This is a genomic window from Amycolatopsis sp. NPDC098790, assembly GCF_044759945.1.
In the GTDB taxonomy this organism is placed as follows: Bacteria; Actinomycetota; Actinomycetes; order Mycobacteriales; family Pseudonocardiaceae; genus Amycolatopsis.
In genome coordinates, this window is the sequence record NZ_JBIWAI010000005.1 from 170,525 (window position 1) to 193,247 (window position 22,723).

A 22,723-nucleotide genomic window follows, 5' to 3' on the forward strand; every position below is an offset into this window, starting at 1 on the left:
GAAAGAAGGGGCGGACATGACCACCACACAAGCGGACCTCTGGGGACTCCACGAAGCCCAGTTCTGGCTGCGGGGGAAGCAGCCCGAGGAGCGGGTGCACCACGCCGAAGACCTCGGGTTCTGGAACGTCTACGGGCACCCGGAGGCCGAAGAGGTGCTCCGCGACCCGGCGACGTACTCCTCGGACACCACCCGGCTGGTGCCGGCGGAGATGATGGCCGAGCAGGACGTCGACGTCGACTTCGAGGAGATGCGGGCGGGCAACCTGCTGCAGCTGGACCCGCCGCTGCACAACAAGATGCGCAAGCTGGTCAGCCGGGCGTTCACGCCGAAGGTCGTCGCCGACCTGGAGCCGCGCATCGCCGCGGTGACGCACGAACTGCTCGACGCGGCGGGGTCCTCGGGCCGGCTCGAGCTGGTCGAGGACCTCGCCTACCCGTTGCCGGTGATCGTCATCGCGGAGTTGCTGGGGGTCCCCGCGAGCGACCGGACCCTGTTCAAGGGCTGGGTGGACAAGCTGTTCGACTCCTCGGAGCAGTTCTCGCTGAAGGAGCAGACCGAGGGGCGCCAGGAAGCGGTCAAGAAGTCCCTGGAAGGCCAGAAAGCGCTTGCGGACTACCTCGGCGCGCACGTCGACGAACGGCGGAAGCAGCCGCGGGAGGACCTGCTGACGAAGCTCGTCGAAGCCGAGGTCGACGGGGAACGGCTGACGCGCAACGAAGTCGTCAACTTCGCGAACGTCCTGCTGCTGGCCGGGCACATCACCACCACGATGCTGCTCGGCAACGCGGTGCTGTGCCTGGACACCCACCCGGAGTGGGACGAGCGCGTGCGCGCCGACCGGTCGCTCGTGCCACCGACGATCGAGGAGTCGCTGCGGTACCTGTCGCCGTTCGCGGTGGTGGCCCGCGCGACGACCCGCGAGGTCGAGCTGGGCGGGACGACCGTGCCCGCGGACCAGATGCTGCTGGTCTGGGTGGCGGCGGCCAACCGCGACGACCGCGTGTTCACCGACCCGGACACGTTCAACCCGCTGCGGGACCCCAACCCGCACCTGGCGTTCGGCCGCGGGATCCACTTCTGCATCGGGGCGCCGCTGGCGCGGCTCGAAGGCCGGGTGGCGCTGGACATCCTGTTCGACCGCTACCCCGCGCTGCGCACGATCCCGGGTGAGCCGCCGAAGTTCCAGATCAACCCGAACATGACCGGGGTGCGGGAGCTGAAGCTCACCACGGCGTGAACCGGTTGCGCCCTGGGCGAAATCCCTCGCCCGGGGCGCTTACCGTGCCCGATCGTGGGGCGATGACGGTCGCGGTGCTGGCGGACATCCACGGCGTGCTCCCCGCGTTGGACGCCGTGCTGGCCGAGCCGGACGTCGTGGCGGCGGAGAAGATCGTGCTGCTCGGCGACCTGCTCGCGGGCCCGATGCCGGTGCAGACCATGGACCGGCTGCTTTCGCTGGGCTCGCGGGCGGTCTGGGTGCGGGGCAACGCCGACCGCGAGCTGGTGGCGTCGGCGCGCGGGGCCGGGACCTTCGTGCCGGACCCGATCTTCCCGTGGGCGGCGCGGCAGCTGCGTCCGGCGGACTTGCCGGTGCTGGAGGCGCTGCCGCTGACGGTGTCGCTCGACGGCGTGCTGTTCTGCCACGCGACCCCGCGCGACGACACCGAAATCGTGCTCGTCGACAGCCCGCTGGAGCGGTGGGCGGAAGTCCTCGACGGCTTCGCCGAGTTGACGGTCGTCTGCGGGCACACGCACATGCCGTTCGTCCGGCTCGCCGACCGCCGGCTGGTCGTCAACCCCGGCAGCGTCGGGATGCCGTACGGCACGCGGGGTGCGCACTGGGCGTTGCTCGGCGACGGCGTCGAGCTGCGGCGGACGTCGTACGACGTCGAGGCGGCTTGTGCTTTCCTGGCCGCGGGGTCGGGCTATCCCGGCATCGAGGAGTGGGTGGACTACTTCGTCCGGAACCCGGCTTCGGACGCGGAGGCGGTGCGGGTGTTCAGCGGGCGCGGAACGAGTTCCACATGATGACGGCGGCGTAGGGCAGGAACTCGCGGCCGCGGCGCCAGAGCCACGGGATCCCCTTGAGCACCAGCCAGCCCGCGTGCCCGGCGGCGCTGGGCTCGACACCGCCGCTGCAGGTGAGGCTCACCGGCTCGGGGACGGCGAAGCCGGCTTCGGAGAGCAGGGCGGTGAAGCCGTCCGCGAGCAGGCGGTGGCCGAGTTCGGAGGGGTGCAGCCGGTCGACGCTCCACACCGTGAGGTCGTAGGCGCCGGGGAGGCGGTCGAGGTCGAGGCAGGGAACGCCTTCGCGGGCGACGACCTCGTCGATGGCGGCGTTCAGCTCGGCGACGCGGGCGCTGAGGGCGCGCTTGAGCGACGGCGGCAGGCGGAACACCTTGCTGTGGTCGTGGAACCGGACGGGGACGACGGTGGTGCCCACGTCGCGGAGGCGCCGGATGACGTCGGTGAGGTCGGCGGCGATCCGGGCGGCGTCGAAGTCCGGCCGCAGGGTGTCGTTCATGCCGGCGACGAGAAGAGCGACATCAGGCCGGTGCGCGACGGCGGCGGGCACCTGCTCGGTGAGCACGCACCGCATCCGGGCACCGGTGAAGGCGGGGTTGAGGTAGCCGGCGGGATCGACCCCGAGCGCGGCGGCGACGAGCGGGCCGACACCCCGCCAGCCACCCCGCTTGGGCAGCGGATCCCCGAGCCCGACGGCGGTGGAGTCCCCGAGCACGACAAGCCGCTCGGCGCGCTTGAGCGCGGTCGAGGGCGCGACGTTCGGTACGGCCGCGAGTGGGGGCCGGGCGGGCCGGGGAGGTTCGGGAGTGACTTCGACACTGATCACGGTCACGTACACGACCATCGGCCACGGAGACTCACACCCGGTGAGGACGAGGTAACGCGCCTGGGACGGAGCGCCTAATTCTTGACGCTCACCTCACGCGAGCCGGAAATGTCCTGTCCGGCGGCGGTGTGCAGGCCCGACTTCCCGGGCCGGGGCTCCGCGTGGGCATGGCCGGCGGTCCCGCCGAAGGTCTTGAATGAGTCATTCAGGTCTTCGGAGGTCCTGAATGACTCATTCAAGACACTTGGGCTTCGGGACGGCGATGGTAGACAAGCCCGGCACTGCCTGGCCTTGCCCGGCCCGGGGCGGCACTGCCTGGCCTTGCCCGGCCCGGCGGCCCGGCCCTGCCCGGTCCGGCACTGCCTGGCGCAGCCCAGCCCAGCCCAGCCGAAGGCCCGCCCTCCCTGGGGGCTGCCCCCGCTTCCAGCCTATCGGCGAGGGCCGACGAACCCGCGCCGGAAAAGCCCCCACCTGCGCCGGCTGTCCACATCACGGCCGCCCTGTGGACAGCCGCGCCGCCCGGCCGAAAGCCCGCCCTCCCTGGGGGCTGCCCCCGCTTCCAGCGTATCGGCGAGGGCCGACAAACCCGCGCGAAAAAGCGCCCGCCGGCGCCGCCTGTCCACATCACGGCCCGCCTGTGGACAACCGCACCCCTCAGCGAAAAGCCACCAGCCACCCGACCGGCCCCACCACGACCGACCTCAGCAAAGAGCCACCAGCCACCCGGCCAGCCCCACCACGACCGACCTCAGCAAAGAGCCACCAGCCACCCGACCGGCCCCACCAAGACCGACCTCAGCAAGAAGCCACCAGCCACCCGGCCGACCCCACCCAAGCCGACCTCAGCGGAAAGCCGGGTAGAACGCCAAATCCGCGTGCGGCCCCAACCGTGCCGCCAAGGCCGCCGCCACCCGGGACGCGAACTCCGACACCGCCGTCATCCGCACATACCCCGCGTGCTTGGCCAGATCGCGCCACCAGGTCACCAGCGCCGCCTCGCGGCTCACCGGAGCGGCATGCCGGGACAGATCCAGCGACCCCAGCTCCTCCCCCGTGATCACCCACACCCGCAGCAGCTCACTGGTCGTCAGGTGCGTGGCCAGCACGTCGTCGTCGCCGAAGGCCGGCCACACCCCGACCACCTCCGCTCGCCACGCCGCGATCATCGCTTCGCTCATGCCCGCTGGCAGCGCCAGCGCGTCCGGCCAGCTCGCGAACGGCAGCCTCAAGTGCGCCGCGTCGACCAGTGCCGAGCGGACGCAGCCGTACTCGAAGTCCAGGAACCGGACGCTCTCGCCCGTCACCAGGTTGTTGTCCGGGCTCAGCTCCACCGGGCTGAACGCGCGGAACCCCGCCGACCGGGACTGCTCCAGCGCCTCCGCCACCTGCGTCAGCACCTCGTCCGGCGCCGGGATGCCGAGGCGCTCCTGGATCACCACCGGCACCCTCGCGCACAGCTCGTCGTCACCGCGACCGTCGTCCTTCGCCGGGCCGCCGAGGCGTCGCAGCAACGCGTTGAAGTCCGCTTCGCGCCCCGCCGTGCTCGCGTGCAACCTGCCGAGCGACCGCGCCCACGACAGCAGCGCGCGCTCGGCCGCGCGGGAGTCGCGCGCGTAGAGCTTGTCCTCCAGCGTCGGCGTGCGGCCGAGGTCCTCCAGCACCAGCACGCGGTCGCGGCCGTCGTGGGCCAGCAGCTCCGGGCACATCCGCTCGTCCGGCGCCAGCGCCGTGAACAGCTGGTAGCTGACCGCCTCCTGGGCGAACGGGTCGGCACCCGAGGACGGCTGGTCCGGGTAGTGCTTGATGACCAGCGTGCGCGGCAGCGCGAAGGACGACGACACCACTCTCGCCCGGACCACCTTCGCCGGCCCGCTCCCCGCGAGGTCCTCGGGCGCCACCAGGGTGATCGCACTGCCGAACCGGCGCGAAAGAACGGACTCGCCCGCCGCGACCGCCGCGGCCACGGCGAGGTGCTCGGCTCCTGCCCCGACCCCAGCGTCGCCGGTGGAGGAGGTGTCGACTGTCATTGTCACCGACCCTACTCGTGACTGAGCAACCATGACTACTGACATCCGGACAAGAAGGAGCCCCCCGTCCGGAACGGGTCATCCCCGTGATAGCGGACGCGTTCCCACCCGTGAACGTTGCCCATTCCGGCGCAGAGTCAACACAATGGCCGCTGCTGCAACGATTCCGAGGAGGTTGACGAGCAGCTGGCCGACCGACTGGAGGCACCGGCTCCACTCCCCCGCCACGGCCGCGACGACCGCGTAACCCGCGGCCGGCACCGTGGTCACGGAGATGAAGACGCCCACCAGCGCGGCCGATTTCGCCGACGTCATGGCGAGCATCCCGGCGGCGCCGGCGAGCATCGCGACGACCAGGGACGGCACGCCGACGGAGAAGACGAAGTCGACTTCGTGGTTCTGGTCCAGCCGGAAAGCCTGTTCGCCGAACACGTCGGTCGCGCGCACGAGCAGCGCGCCACCCAGCGTCACGACCATCGCCAGCGGGAAACCCACGCCCAACGCCACACCCGCCCGGCGGAGCAGGTCACCGCGCCGCAGGACGAGCCCGACCGCGAGCGCGGCCAGTGGCCCGAACTCCGGCCCGACGACCATCGCGCCTACGATCGTCACCGCGGAGTTCGTCAGCACGCCGACCGCGGCGAGCAGGCAGGCGATGGTGAGGAACGCCAGGAACGTCACGTTCGCCCGGGATTCCTCGCCCGTGCGGGCGACCAGCTCCTCCCACACGACGGCGTCCGCGCCCTCGCCCGGCGCCGCCTCCTCCGCCCGGTCGGCGGCGTCGGACAGCGCGGTGTCGAGGGCTTCGAGCGTGATGCCGCCGGTGTGGTCGAGCCCGAGCCCGCACAGCGCGTCGACGATCTCGTCGGCCGCCTCGCGCGCGATGTCGGCCTCGACCAGGTCACCCGCCGGCTCCACGGCGGCGCCGCGGTGCACGACCAGGTGCGCCGTCCCGGCGTGCGCCCGCAGGACGTCCAGCGCTCGCGCGGTGACGTCCGGCGGGCACACGGCCCTGAGGTGCAGCACTAGCTCTGCGGCGGGGTGGCCGGCTTCGCGTCGATGCCGGCTTCCTTGCGCTGCTGCGCCGTGATCGGCGCCGGCGCCGCGGTCAGCGGGTCGTAGCCGCCGCCGGTCTTCGGGAACGCGATCACGTCACGCAGCGAGTCGGCCTTGGCCAGCAGCATGACGATCCGGTCCCAGCCGAACGCGATGCCGCCGTGCGGCGGCGGGCCGAAGGCGAAGGCGTCGAGCAGGAAGCCGAACTTCTCCTGCGCCTCCTCCTCGCCGAGGCCCATCAAGGTGAAGACGCGCTTCTGGACGTCGCCGCGGTGGATACGGATCGAGCCGCCGCCGATCTCGTTGCCGTTGCAGACGATGTCGTAGGCGTAGGCGAGCGCGTTGCCCGGGTCCTGCTCGAACTTGTCGATCCACTCCGGGGTCGGCGAGGTGAACGCGTGGTGCACCGCGGTCCACTTGCCGGAGCCGACGGCGACGTCGTCGCCGATGTCCTCGACCGGCGCGAACAGCGGCGCGTCGACGACCCACACGAACGACCAGGCGTCCTCGTCGATCAGGCCGAGGCGCTTGCCGATCTCGTCGCGCGCGGCGCCGAGCAGCGGCTGCGTCGACGCGGCCTTGCCGGCGGCGAAGAAGATGCAGTCGCCGACCTTGGCGCCCGCCGCGGCGGCGACGTTCTCGCGCTCGGTCTCGGAGAGGTTCTTCGCGACCGGCCCGCCGAGCGTGCCGTCTTCGTTCACGAGGATGTACGCGAGGCCGCGCGCGCCGCGCTGCTTCGCCCACTCCTGCCACGCGTCGAGCTGGCGGCGCGGCTGGTCGGCGCCGCCCGCCATGACGACCGCGCCGACGTAGGGCGCCTGGAACACGCGGAACGGCGTGTCGGCGAAGAACTCCGTCATGTCGGTGATCTCGAGGTCGAAGCGCAGGTCCGGCTTGTCCGAGCCGTACTTGGCCATCGCCTCGTGGTAGGTGATGCGCGGGATCGGCCGCGGGATCTCGTGCCCGATCAGCTTCCACAGCGCGGAGACGATCTGCTCGCCGATGTCGATGACGTCGTCCTGCTCGACGAAGCTCATCTCGATGTCGAGCTGGGTGAACTCCGGCTGGCGGTCGGCGCGGAAGTCTTCGTCGCGGTAGCAGCGGGCGATCTGGTAGTACCGCTCCATGCCGCCGACCATGAGCAGCTGCTTGAACAGCTGCGGCGACTGCGGCAGCGCGTACCAGGAGCCGGGCTTGAGCCGCGCGGGCACCAGGAAGTCGCGCGCGCCTTCGGGCGTCGAGCGGGTCATCGTCGGGGTCTCGATCTCGACGAAGTCCTGGGCGTGCAGCACCTCGCGCGCGGCGCGGCTGACCTCGCTGCGCAGCCGCATGGCCGCGGCCGGGCCGCTGCGGCGCAGGTCGAGGTAGCGGTGCTTGAGGCGGACCTCTTCGCCGACGTCGACGCGGTCGTCGATCGGGAACGGCAGCGGCGCGGCCTCGGAAAGCACCTCGAGCTCGGTCGCGAGGACCTCGATCTCGCCGGTGGGGATCTCGGCGTTCGCGTTGCCCTCGGGGCGCTTCGCGACCTCGCCGACGATCTTCACGCAGAACTCGGAGCGCAGGGCGTGCGCGCGCTCGGCCATCTCGCCTTCGCGGAAGACGACCTGGGCGACGCCGCTGGCATCGCGCAGGTCGATGAAGATGACGCCGCCGTGATCGCGCCGCCGGGCCACCCATCCGGTGAGGGTGACGGTCTGTCCGGCCTGTCCGGCACGCAGGGTGCCGGCGTTGTGAGTGCGGAGCACTGCGACTGCTCTCCTTCGACCTGGGGTTATCGCTGCCCGGAAAGGCTAACGAACAGCCCAGCTTAGGACGTCGGCAGGCTTGGTTTGCGAAGTGGTCAGAGGACGAACTTCGGCCGGATCTCGAGCGCGGCCACCAGCCGGTGGGCTTGGGCGAGGTAAGCGGCGACCCGGTAGATGCGGCCGCCCGGGTGGGCGACCAGCCAGTTCGCGGCCGCCGACGCCGAGGAGAAGAACGGCTGGCCGGCGCAGGCCACGGCGTCGGCGTGCTCGAGGCCGAAGCCCAGGTCGACGGCGGCGACGACGGCCGAGGGCGGGTCGGCCTGCAGCACCGCGCGGTCGGTGAGGTCGATGCGGATGTGCGTGCCGGTGACCGGGCAGACGGCGGCCGCGTGCACGGGCTCGCCGGTGGCGATGGCCAGCAGGAACATGTCAACGGTGCCGTCCGGGCCGGCGCCGAGCGTGCCTTCGGCGGGCTGGAGGCGGTGGTGGGCGCCGCGCGGCGCGGGACCGGTGCTGACGAGGTCGCGGTGCAGGGTGAAGCCGATCAGTTCGACGAGCCGGCGCGCTTCGGCCGAGGAGACGCCGACGGTGGCCGCCAGCCGCTCGACGCCGACGGGGTGCCGCCCGGCCCGGGTCAGCTTCAGGGCGGCCCACGCGAGCCGGGCGGCCGCGACCCGATCGGTCTGCGAGGTCGTCATCACCGCTCTCCCTTCCGCATCGATCCCTTCGACGTTAGGCGTCGGCGAGCCGGAGCGACAACGACACGATCGGACATTTTTCCGCAAGCCCCCGACTTGGCCGCGCAATCGGGTGAGGACTACGGCGAACGGCGCAGTTCGACCGGCTGCGGAGGCGATCGGGGTGACGGCTTCACCCACACGGCGGCGAGGCGGGTGATCACGCACCACGGGCGGCGCTTGTCCACAAAGGACCGCAAGGACGGCGATCGCCCCGGCTCACAACAGCCGCAACTGCTCCGCGGCCGGCACCTCGATCCGCGGCTCGGGCACCGGCTCCGCACCCCGCGGGTTCTCCCCCGCGCTCCGCATGAGCCCGTGCCGCCGGAGCAGCGGTGCCACCCGCTCCCCCAGCCTCTCCCGATAAGCCTTCTGCACGTAGCTCCCCCGCGCGTACAGCTCGCGGTACCTCGGCACCAGCTCCGGATACGTTCCCGCCAGCCAGCGGCCGAACCACTCCCGGGCACCGGGGCGCAGGTGCAGCGGGATCACCGTCGCGCTCGTCGCGCCCACCTCCGCCAGCCGGGCGAACAACGCGTCGAGCGCCTCGGCCGAGTCCGTCAGCCACGGCAGCACCGGCGCCACCAGCACCGAACACGGCAATCCCGCGTCACGCGCTTTGCGGATCAGCTCCAGCCGGGCCCGCGGGCTCGGCGTGCCCGGCTCGAGGCGGTGCTGCAGCTCGCCGTCCAGCAGCGCCAAGGAGACCGCCAGCGACACCGGCACGTCCCGGGCCACCTCCTGCAGCAGTGGCAGGTCGCGCGCGAGGACCGTGCCCTTCGTCAACACCGACAGCGGCGTCCCCGACCGGGCCAGCGCCGTGATGATCCCCGGCATCAGCCGGTAGCGGCCCTCCGCCCGCTGGTACGGGTCGGTGTTCGTGCCCATCGCCACCGGCTCGCGCCGCCACGACGGCCGCTTCAGCTGCGCCGCCAGGACCTCCGGCGCGTTGACCTTCACGACCACCTGCGTGTCGAAGTCGTGGCCCGCGTCGAAGTCCAGGTACGTGTGGGTGTTCCGGGCGAAGCAGTTGTGCGACACCATGCCGTCGGCGATGAAGTCGCCGGTGCCGGTCGTGATGTCGAACAGCGGCAGCTGCAGCCCGAGCGGCTCGATCGCCTCGACGGTGCGGCGGCTCGCGCCGATCACCGCGCCGTCCAGCGACCGCTTCCACGTCACCGCCGGGTTGCCCACGTGCAGGAACCGCAGCACCTCCGCGGTTCCGCCCAGCAGCCGGACTTCCTGCCGCGCGGGGAACTTCGGCACTTCGTCGATCTGGTGCGCGAAGCCGAACCGGGTGAGCGCGGCGGCGAACGCCTCGACGATCTCGGGTTCGTCGTGCGCCACCGCGAGGACGCCGCGGCCGTAGTCGCCCGCGAGGTCGAAGACGCCGGCGAGGAACCCGCGCTGCCAGTGCGCGTCCGGGTCCGCCGGCACCTGGAGGAACCCGACGGACGCGCCGAAGTCGGGCAGGTACCCGAGGGCGCGGGTGGCCGCGTCCGGCTCCGCGGCGAACCCGCCGGAGCGCAGCATGCCGCACAGGTAGCCGGCCCGGTAGCCGAGCGTCTCGTCCGGCGTCGGCTCGAACCGGCCGACGCCGACGAGCTCGGTGCCGGGTTCGAGGTGCGGCCGCTGCGCCGCGCCGAACTTGCTGCCGGTGACGTGCTTCCAGCCCTTGCTCGTGAGGAACCGGTGGTCGCCGCCGGCGACGAGCCGGGTGCCGTCCTCCAGCGTCACGCGGTAGGCGGCGCGCAGGGTCGTCCAGTGCGCTTCGACCCGGGTGGGCACCAGCCGCCGGGAGGCGCCGTGGCCGCGGGTGCCGTAGATCTCGTCGCCGACCTTCAGCTCGGACAGCGCCCGCGTGCGGCCGTCCGCCATGAGGATCTTGGTGCCGCCTTCGAGGCAGTACGTGCAGGCGTGCGAACAACCGCGGTACGGGTTCACGGTCCAGTCGAAGGGGACACCCGAGCCCGACGGCACCTTGTTCAGCACCGAGCGCGCGTGCACCTCGTGAAAGGTGACGCCGTCGAACTCCGGTGACCGCACGGACCGCACCAGGCCCTCCAGCCCGGGCAGTGCCGGCTCACCCTCCCCCGCTCGCTGCCGATCCCATCGCACCGCGCCAGTCGAACATATGTTCTAGAGGAGTGTCAAACGGCTTCGGGACTCCTGGTGCCGGTGGGACGACTGGGATTTCGCTCAGGACGAAAAGCGGTCCAGCGCGCGGATCTTGTTGGTCGCGTCCAGGGCCGCCACCTTGTACGCCTCCGACAGCGTCGGGTAGTTGAACACCGCGTCCACCAGGTAGTCGACCGTCCCGCCGCAGCCCATCACCGCCTGTCCGATGTGGACCAGGTCCGTCGCGCCCGTGCCGAACACGTGCACGCCCAGCAGTTTCCGGTCCTTCGTGGACACCAGCAGCTTCAGCATCCCGTAGCTGTCGCCGGTGATCTGGCCGCGCGCCAGCTCGCGGTAGCGGGCGATGCCGACCTCGTACGGCACCGACGACGACGTCAGCTGCGCCTCCGTCGCGCCCACGTACGAAATCTCCGGAATGGTGTAGATCCCGATCGGCTGCAGCGCGCCGAGGCCGTTCGCCGGTTCGCCGAACGCGTGGTACGCCGCGAGCCTGCCCTGGTCCATCGACGTCGCCGCGAGCGCCGGGAAGCCGATCACGTCGCCGACCGCGTAGATGTGCGGGACCTCCGTGCGGTAGTTCTCGTCGACCACGAGCCGGCCGCGCTCGTCCGCCTTCAGCCCGGCCGCGTCGAGGGCCAGCTCGCCGGTCATGCCCTGGCGGCCCGCGGAGTACATGACGCCGTCGGCCGGGATGCGCTTGCCGCTGACCAGGGTCGTGATCGTCGAGTCGTCGGACACCGCCACGTCCGCGACCTTCTCGCCGAAGCGGAACGTCACGCCGAGGTCGCGCAGCTGGAACTTCAGCGACTCCACGATCTCCGGGTCGCAGAAGTCGAGCATCTGGTCGCGCTGCTCGACCACCGTGACGCGGGAGCCGAGCGCGGCGAACATCGACGCGTACTCGATCCCGATGACCCCCGCGCCCACGACGACCAGCGACGACGGGATCTGCTCGAGCCGCAGGATCTCGTCGGAGTCGAGCACGCGCGCGGCGTCGAAGTCCACCTGGGGCGGACGCGCCGGGCGGGTGCCGGTGGCGATCACCACGTAGTCCGCGCTCAGCGTCCGGCGGTCGCCGGGGTGCTTGCTCTCGACGACCACCGTGTGCGGGTCGCCGAACGAGCCGGTGCCGGAGATCAGGTCGACGTGGTTGCGCATCAGCTGCGCCCGCACCACCTGGACCTCGCGCCCGACGACGTGCTGCGTGCGCGCCAGCAGGTCGGCGATCGTGATGTCCTGCTTGACGCGGTAGCTCGCGCCGTACAGCTCGCGCTGGTTCATGCCGGTCAGGTAGAGCACGGCCTCGCGCAGGGTCTTGGACGGGATCGTGCCGGTGTTGACGCACACCCCGCCGACCATGTCGTGCCGGTCCACGACCGCCACGCGCTTGCCGAGCTTCGCCGCGGCGATCGCGGCCTTCTGCCCGCCGGGGCCCGAACCGATGACGATGAGGTCGTACTCGTGCTCGCTCACGGTGTCGAGCCTGCGCACCCGGACGGCCCGGCGCAACCCCCCGCCGGTGAAGATCCGCGCGCGGATCGGTTTCCGGGCTAGCGTGGCCGGGTGCTGCGCGTCTCGCTGCTGGGCGAGCAGGTGATCGCCGACGACGCCACCGGCACCGTGCTGACGCGGTCGCCGCGGTCGGTCGCGCTCGTGGCCCACCTCGTCGTGCACGCCGGGCTGGCCCAGCCGCGCCGGCTGCTCGCCGGGCTGTTCTGGCCGGACTCCACCGACGCACAGGCCCTGACCAACCTCCGCCGCGAGCTGCACCAGCTGCGCCGCGTCCTCGGCGACCTCCCTTCGCTGGCCGTCACCGGACGGGACCTGTGCTGGCGGGACACGCCGTCGAGCCGGGTGGACGTGCGCGAGTTCGACGTCGCCTACAGGGCCGCAACGACCGCCGAGGACCCCGGTGAAGCCGTCGCGCACGCCCACGCCGCGCTCGCGGCCTACCGCGGCGAGCTGCTGCCCGGCCTGGCCGACGACTGGGTACTGGCGGCCCGCGCCGAGCTGGACCGCCAGTGCGTCGAGCTGTGCGACCTGATCTGCCGGTCGCGCGCGGGCGACCCGGCCGCCGCGCTCGCCGCGGCCCGCCGCCGGATCCGGCTGCGGCCTCTCGAAGAGACCGGCTACCGGACGCTGATGGGGCTGCAGGCCGACGCCGGCGACCGCGCGGGCGCGGTGAGCACGTACCACCGGTGCGCGTCGGTCCTCGAACGCGAGCTCGGCGTCGTCCCGGCCGAGCCGACCCGCGCGGCGCTGCGCCGGCTGCTCGCCCGGCCCGGCCCCGAGGTCCGGCGCGCGGCGGCCACCGGGCTCGTCGGCCGGACCGCCGAGCTGGCCCGGCTGGGCGAGCGGTGGCACGCGGCCGCCGCGGGCCGATCCGGGATCGTCCTCGTGCGCGGCGACGCCGGGGTCGGAAAGACGCGGCTCGTCACCGAGCTCGCCGCCCTGGCGCGCGCGGAAGGCGCCGTCGTGGCCACCGGCCGCTGCTTCGGCTCGGCCGGCCGGCTCCCGCTGGCGCCGGTGGCCGACTGGCTGCGCACCCCCGCGCTGCAGCGCGCCGCCGGCTCGCTGGACCCGGTGTGGCGGGCCGAGGTCGCCCGGCTGCTGCCCGCCGCGCGCCCGGACGGCGGCCAGCCCGCCCTCGAAGCGTGGCAGCGGGGGCGGTTCTTCGAAGGGCTGGCGCGGGCGCTCACCGCCGGCGGCCGGCCGGTCCTGCTGGTGCTCGACAACGTCCAGTGGTGCGACGAGGAAACGGGCGCGTTCCTCGCCTTCTGCCTCGGCCTGCTGCCGGACGCGCCGCTGCTGGTCGCGGCGACGCTGCGCGAGGGCACGCCGGCCCCCGGCGTGGCGGCGTGGACGGCCCAGCTGCGCGACGACGGCAGGCTGACCGAGCTGCCGCTGGGCCCGTTCGACGCCGGCGGCACGGCGCTGCTCGGCGAAGCGGTGGCCGGACGACCGCTGACCGCGTCGGACCGCGAAGTCCTGCACGCGGCCACCGGCGGCTACCCGCTCTTCGTCGTGGAAGCGCTGCGGGCCGGCGATGCGCCGCCCACCGAGAGCCTGGGCGCGGTGCTGCGGGCCCGGCTCGCGCAGCCCGGGCCGGCGGCGCGCGAGGTCGCCGGGCTCGCCGCGGCGGCCGGCCGGGACTTCACCCTCGAGCTGCTCACCGAGGCGAGCGACCTCGACGCGGACACCGTCGTCGACGCGGTGGACGAGCTGTGGCGCCGCCGGATCCTGCGCGAGTTCCGCGGCGGCTACGACTTCACCCACGACCTGCTGCGCGAGGCCGCCTACCAGCAGGTCAGCCCGCCGCGACGGTGGCTGCTGCACCGGCGGCTGGCCCAGGGTTTGGAACTGCTGCACGCCGAGGACATCGACGCCGTCGCCGCGCAGCTGGCCGAGCAGTACGCCCGCGGCGGCCGGCCCGACCGCGCCGTCGCCTCCTACCGGCGGGCGGCGGCCGTCGCCGCGCGCACCTTCGCCCACGCCGAAGCGATCCGCCTGCTCGAGGCGGCGCTGGCGCTGGTGCGCGCCCAGCCCGCGAGCGGGATGCGCGACCGCACCGAGCACGCCGTCCTCGACGAGCTCGCCGGCCCGCTCAACGCCCGCCACGGCTACGCCTCGCCCCACCTGCAGCGGACCGTCGAACGCGCGCTCGTGCTGGCGGAGGCGGCCGGGGACCCCGCGGCGACGGTGACCGCGCTGCTGGCCGTCTTCTCGTCCCGGTTCGTGCAGGGCCGGACCGCCCAGGCCCACGAGGTCGCCGAACGCGCGCTCGAGCTGCTCGGCCCGGACGCGGCCGCCGCCGAGACGGGCACCGCGCACTTCGCCTACGCCGGCTCGTCGGTCAGCCTCGGCCGCCCGGCCGAGGCGGTGCGGCACTTCGCCCTCGCCGCGGACCGCACGCGCGACCTGCCGAGGCTGCCGGTCGGCACCCGCCCGGACGTCCACGGCCCGGCCTGGGCGGCCCACGCGCACTGGCTCCTCGGCGACGACGACGCGGCGGTGGCGAGCGCCGCCGAGGCCGTCGCGCGCGCCCGCGAGGTCGACGACCCGTACAGCCTGGCCATCGGGCTGGCCTACGCGGGCGTGACGCACCAGATGCGCCGCGACAGGACGGCGCTGTGGGCGGCCGTCTCGGAGCTGCACGCGCTGTGCGACCGGTACGGCTTCGCCTACTACCGCGAGTGGGCCCTGGTGCTGGGCGGCTGGGCCCGCGGCGGCGAGGCCGGGCTGGCCGCGGCGCAGGAGGGCGTCGCGAACCTCAAGGCCGAAGGGTCGTTCGCGCGGATGCCGTACTGGCTGACGCTCGTCGCCGAGCTCGCGGAGCCGGTCGCGGCCGGCGCGACGCTGGACGCCGCGCTGGCCGCCGGGGAAGCCCGCGACGACCGCTGGTGGCTGCTGGAGGTGCTGCGGCTGCGGGCGGCGTACGACGCCGATCCGGTGCCCCGGCTGCGGGCGGCCGCCGAGCTGGCCCGCGTCCAGGGCAGCGTCGCCCTGCGGCGGCGGGCGGAGGCGGACCTGGGCGTTCGGCTCCCGTCCTGACCGGCGCGAACGGACCGAACGCTGCGCGAACGCCCGCTGCCTACGTTGCCCCCGGTACGGGAAATCCGAGAGGGGCACCATGACCACCACCGCTCTGCCGCACGAGGAACTGGCCACCGCGCTGCGCGGCAACCTCGTCACGCCGGCCGACCCGGGCTACGACGAAGCCCGCGCGGTCTACAACGCCATGATCGACAAGCGGCCGGCGGCGATCGCCTACTGCCGCGACGCCGCCGACGTCGTCACCTGTGTCCGCTACGGGCGCGAACGGGGCCTGGACCTCGCCATCCGCGGCGGCGGCCACAACGCGGGCGGCCTCGGCGTCGCCGACGGCGCGCTGGTCATCGACCTGTCCGGCCTGCGCAGCACGACGGTCGACCCGGTGAACCACACGGTCCGCGCCGACGCCGGGTGCACGTGGGGCGACGTCGACCACGCGACGGTCGCGTTCGGGATGGCGACGCCGTCGGGCATCGTCGGGTCCACCGGCGTCGCGGGCCTGACGCTCGGCGGCGGCATCGGCTACCTGGCCCGCCGCTTCGGCCTGACGGTCGACAACCTGCTGGGCGCGGACGTCGTGCTCGCGGACGGCTCGTTCGTGCACGCTTCGGAGTCGTCGCACCCCGACCTGTTCTGGGCCCTGCGCGGCGGGGGCGGCAACTTCGGCGTCGTCACGTCGTTCACGTTCCGCTGCCACGACATCGGCGAGCGCGGCGTGGTGATCGGCGGGCCGGTGCTGTACGACCTGGCCGACACGCCCGACGTGCTGCGCTGGTACCGCGACCTGCTGCCGTCGCTGCCGGAGGAGCTGAACGGCTGGTTCGGCCTGCTGACGATCCCGCCGGCGCCGCCGTTCCCGGAGCAGCTGTGGGGCCGCAAGGCGTGCGGCATCGTCTGGTGCTACACGGGCGCGCACGACAAGGCGGACGAAGTGCTGGCGCCGGTCCGGTCGTTCGGGTCGCCGTTGCTGGTGGGGCTGCACGACCTGCCGTACACGGCGTTGCAGGGGGCGTTCGACGCGCTGTACCCGGCCGGCCTGCAGTGGTACTGGCGGGCGGACGTGTTCCACGAGATCTCCGACGCGGCGATCGAGGTCCACCTCAAGCACGGCGCGGACCTGCCGACGATGCACTCGTCGATGCACCTGTACCCGATCGACGGCGCGGCGAGCCGGGTCGCCCCCGACGCGACGGCGTTCCCGCACCGCTCCGGCGGCTGGTCGGGCGTGATCGTCGGGGTGGACCCATCGCCTTCGCAGGCCGAGGCGATTTCCGAGTGGACGCGCGAGTATTGGGAGGACCTGCACCCGACGTCGGCGGGCGGCGCGTACGTCAACTTCATGATGGAGGAGGGCCAGGACCGGGTTCGCGCGTCCTACGGCGCGAACTACGACCGGCTGGCGGCGGTGAAGCGGCGGTACGACCCGGACAACGCGTTCCACGTCAACCAGAACATCCGCCCGGCGTGAAACTTCGGGGCTGACGGCCGGAGGGGGGGCCGTCAGCCCCGGATCAGGACCGCAGTGCTCCGCGTTCGCGCTGCCAGTCCGTCACCGTGTCCAAACCGGACTCGATCTCCTCCGTCAGCAAAGCCGTCAGCTGGGCCGCGACGTCCGGGCCCAGCAGTTCGCCCACCCGGTCCATCGACGCCAGCGCCTCCCACGGCGAACCGGCCAAGGTCCCCGCGGGAGCCCCGGGTTCCGGCGGCGTCAACCCCTCCTCCAGCCCGAACCGCCCCGCCGCCAGCAACGCCGCGACGACCAGGTGCGGCTGGGTGTCCGCGCCGGGGAAGCGGAACTCCAGCCGGGGCTCCGACGGCGGTCCGGCCACCCGTACCGACGCCGTCCGGTCGTCGTGGCCCCAGCGCACCTCGCGCGGGGAGAACGGCGCGGTCCGCAGCCGGACGTAGCTGTTCCACGTCGGGGCCCACACCGCCGTCAGCGCCCGCGCGTCGCGGAGAACTCCCGCCAGGAAGCCGCCCAGCAGGTCCGGCGGCGAGCCGTCCACTGTGGACAAGGACAGGTGCACGTGTCCCGAGTTCCCTTGCCCCGGGAAGGGAGCCGCGAGGTAGGACGCCGTGACGTCGTGGCGGGCGGCGGCCCGGCGGACGAGCAGCTGCTGCAGCAGCACGTCGTCGCACGCGGCCAACGCGTCGCGGTGGCGCAGCACCACCTCGTACTGGCCCGGGTGGCACTCCGCGCGCGCCGACTCGACGCCGAGTCCCGCCTCGTGCAACGCCGTCCGCACCTCGGACAGCAGCGGCGCCAACCGCGAAGTGCCGCCGACCGCGTAGTCGACCCCGTGGGACGTCAGGGGTTTCCCGGCGGCGTCGAGGAACACCACCTCGTGCTCGATGCCCACCGACGGCACCAGTCCCAGCCCCTCCAACGCCGTGAGCTGGCCGCGCAGCACCTCGCGCGGGGCCAGTTCCGCGGCCTGACCCGACGGCCACTCCGCGTCGCAGACCACCGCCCACGTCCGGTCGCCCAACGGGATCGCGGTCGCCGCGTCCGGGCGCACACGGAGATCGCCGAAGCCGTCGAGATACCCGCCGAGCACGCCGGACTCCGGGAGCGGATCGCGCGACGGCGTCCACGCGAACACGTAGCTGCAGACGCCGTAGCCGTCGTCGAGGACCGAAGCCGCGAACGGCGCGGCCAGCTCGACCGCCGCGAACCGCGCGTGCGGGTCGGGCACCAGCAGGAGCAGCCGCGTGTCGTCCTCGGCCAGGAGGCCGCGCAGCACCTCGGTTCCCGCCGCGGCCGCCGCGCGCCGGGTGGCCAGCGACCGCGGGCCGGCCGGCCGGGCGAACGCCGTCACCACGCGCCGCCGGGATCCGGGGCGTGCAAGGGGTTCGGCACCCGGCCCCAGCGGACGTCGAACTCGTCGTCGCGCTCCACCTTGTCGAAACCCTGGCCGGCGAGGTGCTCCCGGTTCAGCGTGACGCGCTCGACGTCCGGCGCGAACAGCCGGCAGGCGTCGAAGCGGGCAGCCACGTCCGGGTTCTCCTCGCGGTAGCGGCCGGCGACCTCCCGCACCGGCGCCCAGAACCGCGCCCGCGGCAGGCCCAGCTCGTCGAGCAGGACCTCGGCCCAGAACCGGAACTGCCCGGAGAACACCGAGCTGAACAGCGACTGCGCCAGCAGGTGCGCGGGCCAGCGCAGCATGTCCGCGGCCGCTTCCGGCGGGAGCGACTCGTAGCTCTCGAGCTGCTCGTCGAGCAGGTCGACGCCCTGGGCGAAGTCCTTGATCAGCACCCGCTGCGGGAACCCGGCGGCGTCGACGACCAGGACGAGGTTCTGGCCGTGCGGGCAGAACCCGACGCCGTGGCGCAGCAGCCACTGCAGCAACGGCGTGAGGAGCAGGTCGAAAAGCCGGGTGAGCCACGCTTCCGCGTCGCCGCCGCCGATCAGGTGCGCCAGCACCGAGACGCCGTCGGGGCCGCGATAAGGCAGTGCGGCGAACGAAATCGCGCGCTCGCCGTCGGCCAGCTGCGCGACCAGCGGCTCACGCCACAACGCGCCCAGCGTCTCGTGGAACCGGTACGGCAGCTCCTCCAGGTGCCCGAACAGCGGGTGCTGCACCGACACGCTCGCGACCTCGCCGAGCAGCCCGAACCGGTACTTCTCGCTCAGCAGCGGATCGACGGCGCTGATCCGGCGCAGCCACGACGTCACCGACGGCCCGGCGAGCGTCGCCGCCGAGTTCAACCCCCGGTAAACCAGCGTGTTCCGCACCGACACGGCGGTTTTGACGTCGTGCCGGTGCGGCGCGCTCACGTTGGCCAGCGTCCGGACCGTCTGGTGTGGACGGTAGGCGTCGGCGCTCTCCCCCAGATCGATCACGACCCCGGTGGCGAGTTCGGCGGCGTAGAGCGTGCCGACGATTTCGTCGGCCTGCCAAGGGTGAACCGGCACCCAGACGTAGTCCTCGGGTGCTCGCGCCGCGAATTCCGCCCGCTGCGCACCGAGTTCGGCGTCGAGCAGCGCGTCCCGGCTCAGCTCGTCGACGCAGCGGAACTCGGCGTGGTCCGGGTGGACGGCGAACCAGCGCAACCGGACGTCGGCGCCCGCTTCCGGCGCGTAGCTCGCGCGGTCGCGCGCGGAGAAGCCGACGCGGCCCTTGTTGAGCACCAGCCGCGGATGGCCGGTCAGGTGCCCGTCGGCCACATTGTAGTCCATAGTGGACAGCTCGGCGGCGGTCGGGGCGCGACGCAGGCGGGACGCTTCGTTGGCGACCGTCGCGGTCAGCTCGGCCAGGACGTCGGCCAGGCGCAACCCGCCGAGCCCCAGCAGTTCCCGTGCGTCGACGACGAGCGTGCGCGGGTCGGTGGCCGGCTCGCCGGACCGCCGCGCACTGCCCGGCACGACCGTCCACGCGTCGAAGGCGCCGCGTCGGGCCTGGAACGTGTAGACGACGTCGCCGGGCAGCTCCAGCCGGTACCCGTCGCCGTCGGCGACCGGCTCCAGCATGTGCTCGTAGGACAGCTCGCCGAGCATCTTGTGCACGATCAGGGCACCGGCCGCGCGCCAGGCGGCCGCTTCGTCGAGGGTCACTTCTCCTCCAGGCCGAACGTGGTGAAGGCGGTGCGGTCGGGCAGGTCGTGCACGGTCTTGCCGCACACGGCGTTGAGGATCACGGCCGCCCGCCAGGCCCCGAGGCCGAGGTCGGGCGCGCCGGGGCCGTGGGTGTGCCGTTCGGCGTTCTGCACGAACAGCGCGCCGGGCACGTCCAGGGCGACGCGGTAATCAGCGCCGACCGCGAGGCGGCCGCGCGCGTCGCGGTGCACGGCGTCGCCGAGCCCGGCCAGCAGCGGCCCGGTCGGCGTCTCGGCGTAACCGGTGGCGGCCACGACGGCGGCGGTGCGCAGGGTGCCACTGCGACCTTGCTGGGCGTGCCGGAGCCCCAGCTCGATCCGGTCGTCCACAGTGGACGCCGTGACCACCTCGACCCCGGGTGTGAGCACCGCGCCCGGGGGCCCGGCGATGCTGCGGCGGTACAGCTCGTCGTGGATCGCGCCGATCGTCTCGGTGTCGATCCCCTTGTACAGCTGCCATTGCGCGGGCAGCAGGCGGTCGCGGACCGCTTCGGGCAGGCCGTGGAAGTACGCGGTGTAGTCCGGGGTGAACTGTTCCAGCCCGAGCTTCGAGTACTCCATCGGCGCGAACGCCGGCGTCCGCGCGAGCCAGCGTACGCCGTCCACAGTGGACCGGGAGCGCAGCAGGTCGAGGACCACTTCGGCACCGGACTGCCCGGAGCCGACGACGGTGACGCTCTCGGCGGCGAGGAGCTCTTCCCGGCGCGACAGGTAGTCGGCCGAGTGCAGGGCCAGGATCGCCGGGTCGTCGACGAGGTCCGTCAGGGGCTCCGGCACCGACGGCACCGAGCCGACGCCGAGCACGACGTTGTCCGCCAGCACCGGCTCGGCCCCGGCGATCGTCAGCTCGAAGGCGTCGCCGGCCCAGCGGATGCCGGTGACCTCGTGGCCGAACCGGCACGACGGCAGCCGGTTCGCGGCCCACCGGCCGTAGTCGTCGTATTCCACGCGTGGCATGTGGAAGCGTTCGGCGAAGTAGAACGGCAGCAGCCGGCCGCGGTCGCGCAGGTAGTTGAGGAACGAGAACGGGCTGGTCGGGTCGACCAGCGTCACCAGGTCGGCGAGGAACGGCACCTGCAGCGTCGCGCCGTCGACGAGCAGGCCGGGGTGCCAGCGGAACTCGGGGCGGGCGTCGAAGAACACGGCGTCCAGGCCGTCGACCGGGGCGGCCAGCGCCGCGAGCGAGAGGTTGAAGGGCCCGATGCCGACGCCCGCGAGGTGGTGGCGCCTCACGAAGCGACCGGGCTTTCCCGGGCGGCGACGAGCTCCGCGGACGCCGTGGCGACGATCCGGTCGAGCAGCGGGCGGTAGTCCTCGGCGGTGGTGTGCGGGTGCAGCAGCGTCAGCTTGAGCCAGAGCTGGTTCTCGCCGGCGGGCCCGGTCGGGAGCGCGGCGCGGCCGATGACGGCGGTGCCCGCTTCCAGGAGCGCGCGGCGGACGCGGGCGACGAGCTCGTCGTCGCCGGTCTCGTCGGCGGCGACGGGCCGCAGCACGACGGTCGACAGCTCGGGCCGGCCCCAGAGGCGCAGGCCGGGGTGCTGTTCGACGCGTTCGGCGACTTCGGCCGCGGTGGCGCAGCAGCGTTCGACGAGCGCGCCGAGGCCGTCGGTGCCGAGCGCGCGCAGGGTGACGGCCATCCGGAAGGCGTCCGGCCGGCGCGAGGTCCGGATCGAGCGGCCGAGCAGGTCCGGCAGGCCGGCCTCGGTGTCGTCGTCGGCGTTGAGGTACTCGGCCCGGACGGTCAGGGCGGCGAGGTCACCGGCCTCGCGGGCGGCGAAGAGCCCGGCCGCGACCGGCTGCCACCCGAACTTGTGCAGGTCGAGGGCGACGGAGTCGGCGAGTTCGAGCCCGGCGAGCTTGTGCTTGAGCACGTCACTGCACAGGGCGGTGCCGCCGTAGGCCGCGTCGACGTGCAGCCGGGCGTTCTGCCGGCGGCAGATCTCGGCGATTTCGGGCAGCGGGTCGAGGGTCCCGGTGTTGGTGGTCCCGGCGGTGGCGACGACGACGGTGCCGGGCCCGGCGACCTCGGCGAGGGCGGCGGGGAGCATGCGATCGCCTTCGCACGGGACGACGATCGGCGCGGGCAGGCCGAGCAGCCAGGCCGCGCGGGCGACGCTGTGGTGGGCGTTGGCGCCGCAGACACTCTGGAGGACGCCGGTTTCGCGGGCCAGGAGCAGGCCGAGCAGGTTCGATTCGGTGCCCCCGGTGGTGACGACGGCGTCGGGGGTACCGGCGGTGGGGTAGCACAACCGGGCGATCCCGGTGGTGAATTCGCGCTCGAGTTCGCTCGCGACGGGAGCCTGGTCCCAGGAGTCCATGGAGGGGTTGAGGGCACTGGCGACGACATCGGCGGCCACGGCCACGGCGAGGGGCGGGCAGTGCAGGTGGGCGGCACAGGAGGGATCGGCGGGATCGGCGGACCCGGCGGCGAGAAGACGGCTGAGTTCCTCGAGGGCGGCTTCGGCACCGACGCCGTGGCGGGGAAGGGCTGGTGGGAGGGGCGCGGGTTCGGTCGGTACCCGCTCACGGCGCTCGGCCGCCGGTGCTCCTGCGACGCTCGGAGCCGCGGCATCGGCGGGGTTTGGGCCACCGCGCTCGGCCGGCGAAAGCGGCGAAGATCCGGCGCCCAGCACCCCGGGCGCGCGCTGCTCGGCCACCGGTCCGCCTGCAACACTCCGAGCGGCGGCATCAGCGGGGCTCGGGCCACCGCGCTCAACCGGCGAAAGCGGCGAAGATCCGGCACCCGGCACCCCGGGCGCGCGCTGCTCGGCCACCGGTCCGCCTGCAACACTCCGAGCGGCGGCATCAGCGGGGCTCGGGCCACCGCGCTCAACCGGCGAAAGCGGCGAAGATCCGGCACCCGGCACCCCGGGCGCGCGCTCGGGAGCAGGCGCGGCAGCCAAGGCCGGGCCGGCCTCGCCGCGCCTCGCAGTCTGCGCCGAGGCGGTCTCGGCGGCGGTCGGGCCGGCCCCCGCAGCCTGCTCGGCTGCGGCGTCAACCGCCCGGCGATCGCGTTCG

Annotated in this window: 15 protein-coding genes; 4 read left to right on the plus strand and 11 right to left on the minus strand. The window is 73.4% G+C overall.

All coding sequences use genetic code 11. The annotated features are described in order from the left end of the window. The first annotated feature begins 16 nt into the window (after window positions 1-16). Window positions 17-1,240, plus strand: coding sequence for a cytochrome P450 (locus tag ACIQWX_RS34400; protein WP_400880241.1), 1,224 nt, complete (start codon window positions 17-19; stop codon window positions 1,238-1,240). Between the two features lie 62 nt (window positions 1,241-1,302). Beyond that, window positions 1,303-2,031, plus strand: coding sequence for a metallophosphoesterase family protein (locus tag ACIQWX_RS34405; protein ID WP_400880244.1), 729 nt, complete (start codon window positions 1,303-1,305; stop codon window positions 2,029-2,031). Here ACIQWX_RS34405 and ACIQWX_RS34410 read toward each other — a convergent pair. From ACIQWX_RS34410 to sthA, 7 genes are all read right to left on the minus strand, one after another. After that, window positions 2,003-2,872, minus strand: a complete 870-nt coding sequence (locus tag ACIQWX_RS34410) for an SGNH/GDSL hydrolase family protein (RefSeq protein WP_400880247.1) — start codon at window positions 2,870-2,872, stop codon at window positions 2,003-2,005. The two genes, ACIQWX_RS34405 and ACIQWX_RS34410, sit on opposite strands and share 29 nt — an antisense overlap. Before the next feature lie 824 nt (window positions 2,873-3,696). After that, the gene (locus ACIQWX_RS34415; RefSeq protein ID WP_400880250.1) at window positions 3,697-4,881 is read right to left on the minus strand and encodes a phosphotransferase; all 1,185 of its coding nucleotides are present in this window, start codon (window positions 4,879-4,881) and stop codon (window positions 3,697-3,699) included. Window positions 4,882-4,959: 78 nt separating this feature from the next. Next, window positions 4,960-5,907, minus strand: coding sequence for a DUF389 domain-containing protein (locus tag ACIQWX_RS34420; protein ID WP_400880253.1), 948 nt, complete (start codon window positions 5,905-5,907; stop codon window positions 4,960-4,962). Beyond that, window positions 5,907-7,682 carry an aspartate--tRNA ligase gene (gene aspS, locus ACIQWX_RS34425; RefSeq protein ID WP_400880255.1) on the minus strand — a complete coding sequence of 592 codons (1,776 nt, stop codon included), beginning with the start codon at window positions 7,680-7,682 and terminating at the stop codon, window positions 5,907-5,909. The genes ACIQWX_RS34420 and aspS overlap by 1 nt, the downstream gene beginning before the upstream one ends. Before the next feature lie 95 nt (window positions 7,683-7,777). Continuing rightward, window positions 7,778-8,380 (minus strand): organomercurial lyase, encoded by a 603-nt coding sequence (merB, locus tag ACIQWX_RS34430; RefSeq protein WP_400880257.1) that lies wholly within the window; start codon window positions 8,378-8,380, stop codon window positions 7,778-7,780. Between the two features lie 258 nt (window positions 8,381-8,638). After that, window positions 8,639-10,537 (minus strand): intein-containing Rv2578c family radical SAM protein, encoded by a 1,899-nt coding sequence (locus ACIQWX_RS34435; protein ID WP_400880260.1) that lies wholly within the window; start codon window positions 10,535-10,537, stop codon window positions 8,639-8,641. Between the two features lie 81 nt (window positions 10,538-10,618). Beyond that, window positions 10,619-12,031, minus strand: a complete 1,413-nt coding sequence (gene sthA, locus ACIQWX_RS34440) for a Si-specific NAD(P)(+) transhydrogenase (protein WP_400880263.1) — start codon at window positions 12,029-12,031, stop codon at window positions 10,619-10,621. 90 nt (window positions 12,032-12,121) lie between these two features. Between sthA and ACIQWX_RS34445 the strand changes: the two genes are divergently transcribed. Then, a complete protein-coding gene (locus ACIQWX_RS34445; RefSeq protein ID WP_400880266.1) occupies window positions 12,122-15,109 on the plus strand; it encodes an ATP-binding protein in 2,988 nt (995 codons plus the stop codon). Window positions 15,110-15,188: 79 nt separating this feature from the next. Further along, the gene (locus ACIQWX_RS34450) at window positions 15,189-16,577 is read left to right on the plus strand and encodes an FAD-binding oxidoreductase (RefSeq protein ID WP_400880269.1); all 1,389 of its coding nucleotides are present in this window, start codon (window positions 15,189-15,191) and stop codon (window positions 16,575-16,577) included. Window positions 16,578-16,620: 43 nt separating this feature from the next. Here ACIQWX_RS34450 and ACIQWX_RS34455 read toward each other — a convergent pair whose 3' ends face one another. From ACIQWX_RS34455 to ACIQWX_RS34470, 4 genes are read right to left on the minus strand one after another with little or no spacing between them, the layout of a single operon-like run. Then, on the minus strand, window positions 16,621-17,928 hold the full coding sequence (locus tag ACIQWX_RS34455; protein WP_400881430.1) for a glutamine synthetase: 1,308 nt from the start codon (window positions 17,926-17,928) through the stop codon (window positions 16,621-16,623). Continuing rightward, window positions 17,925-19,664 (minus strand): IucA/IucC family protein, encoded by a 1,740-nt coding sequence (locus ACIQWX_RS34460; RefSeq protein WP_400880272.1) that lies wholly within the window; start codon window positions 19,662-19,664, stop codon window positions 17,925-17,927. Before ACIQWX_RS34460 ends, ACIQWX_RS34455 begins: the two co-directional genes overlap by 4 nt. Continuing rightward, complete coding sequence (locus tag ACIQWX_RS34465; RefSeq protein ID WP_400880275.1) at window positions 19,661-20,938, minus strand: lysine N(6)-hydroxylase/L-ornithine N(5)-oxygenase family protein; 1,278 nt, start codon at window positions 20,936-20,938, stop codon at window positions 19,661-19,663. The genes ACIQWX_RS34460 and ACIQWX_RS34465 overlap by 4 nt, the downstream gene beginning before the upstream one ends. Then, a complete protein-coding gene (locus ACIQWX_RS34470; RefSeq protein ID WP_400881432.1) occupies window positions 20,935-22,455 on the minus strand; it encodes a pyridoxal phosphate-dependent decarboxylase family protein in 1,521 nt (506 codons plus the stop codon). Before ACIQWX_RS34470 ends, ACIQWX_RS34465 begins: the two co-directional genes overlap by 4 nt. Window positions 22,456-22,723: the final 268 nt, after the last annotated feature.

Excerpts from the sequence above, each read along its gene's own strand:
- ACIQWX_RS34400 (WP_400880241.1), top strand. The coding sequence starts at position 17 with ATGACCACCACACAAGCGGACCTCTGGGGACTCCACGAAGCCCAGTTC.
- ACIQWX_RS34405 (WP_400880244.1), top strand. The coding sequence starts at position 1,303 with ATGACGGTCGCGGTGCTGGCGGACATCCACGGCGTGCTCCCCGCGTTG.
- ACIQWX_RS34410 (WP_400880247.1), bottom strand. The coding sequence starts at position 2,872 with ATGGTCGTGTACGTGACCGTGATCAGTGTCGAAGTCACTCCCGAACCT.
- ACIQWX_RS34415 (WP_400880250.1), bottom strand. The coding sequence starts at position 4,881 with ATGACAGTCGACACCTCCTCCACCGGCGACGCTGGGGTCGGGGCAGGA.
- merB (WP_400880257.1), bottom strand. The coding sequence starts at position 8,380 with ATGACGACCTCGCAGACCGATCGGGTCGCGGCCGCCCGGCTCGCGTGG.
- ACIQWX_RS34450 (WP_400880269.1), top strand. The coding sequence starts at position 15,189 with ATGACCACCACCGCTCTGCCGCACGAGGAACTGGCCACCGCGCTGCGC.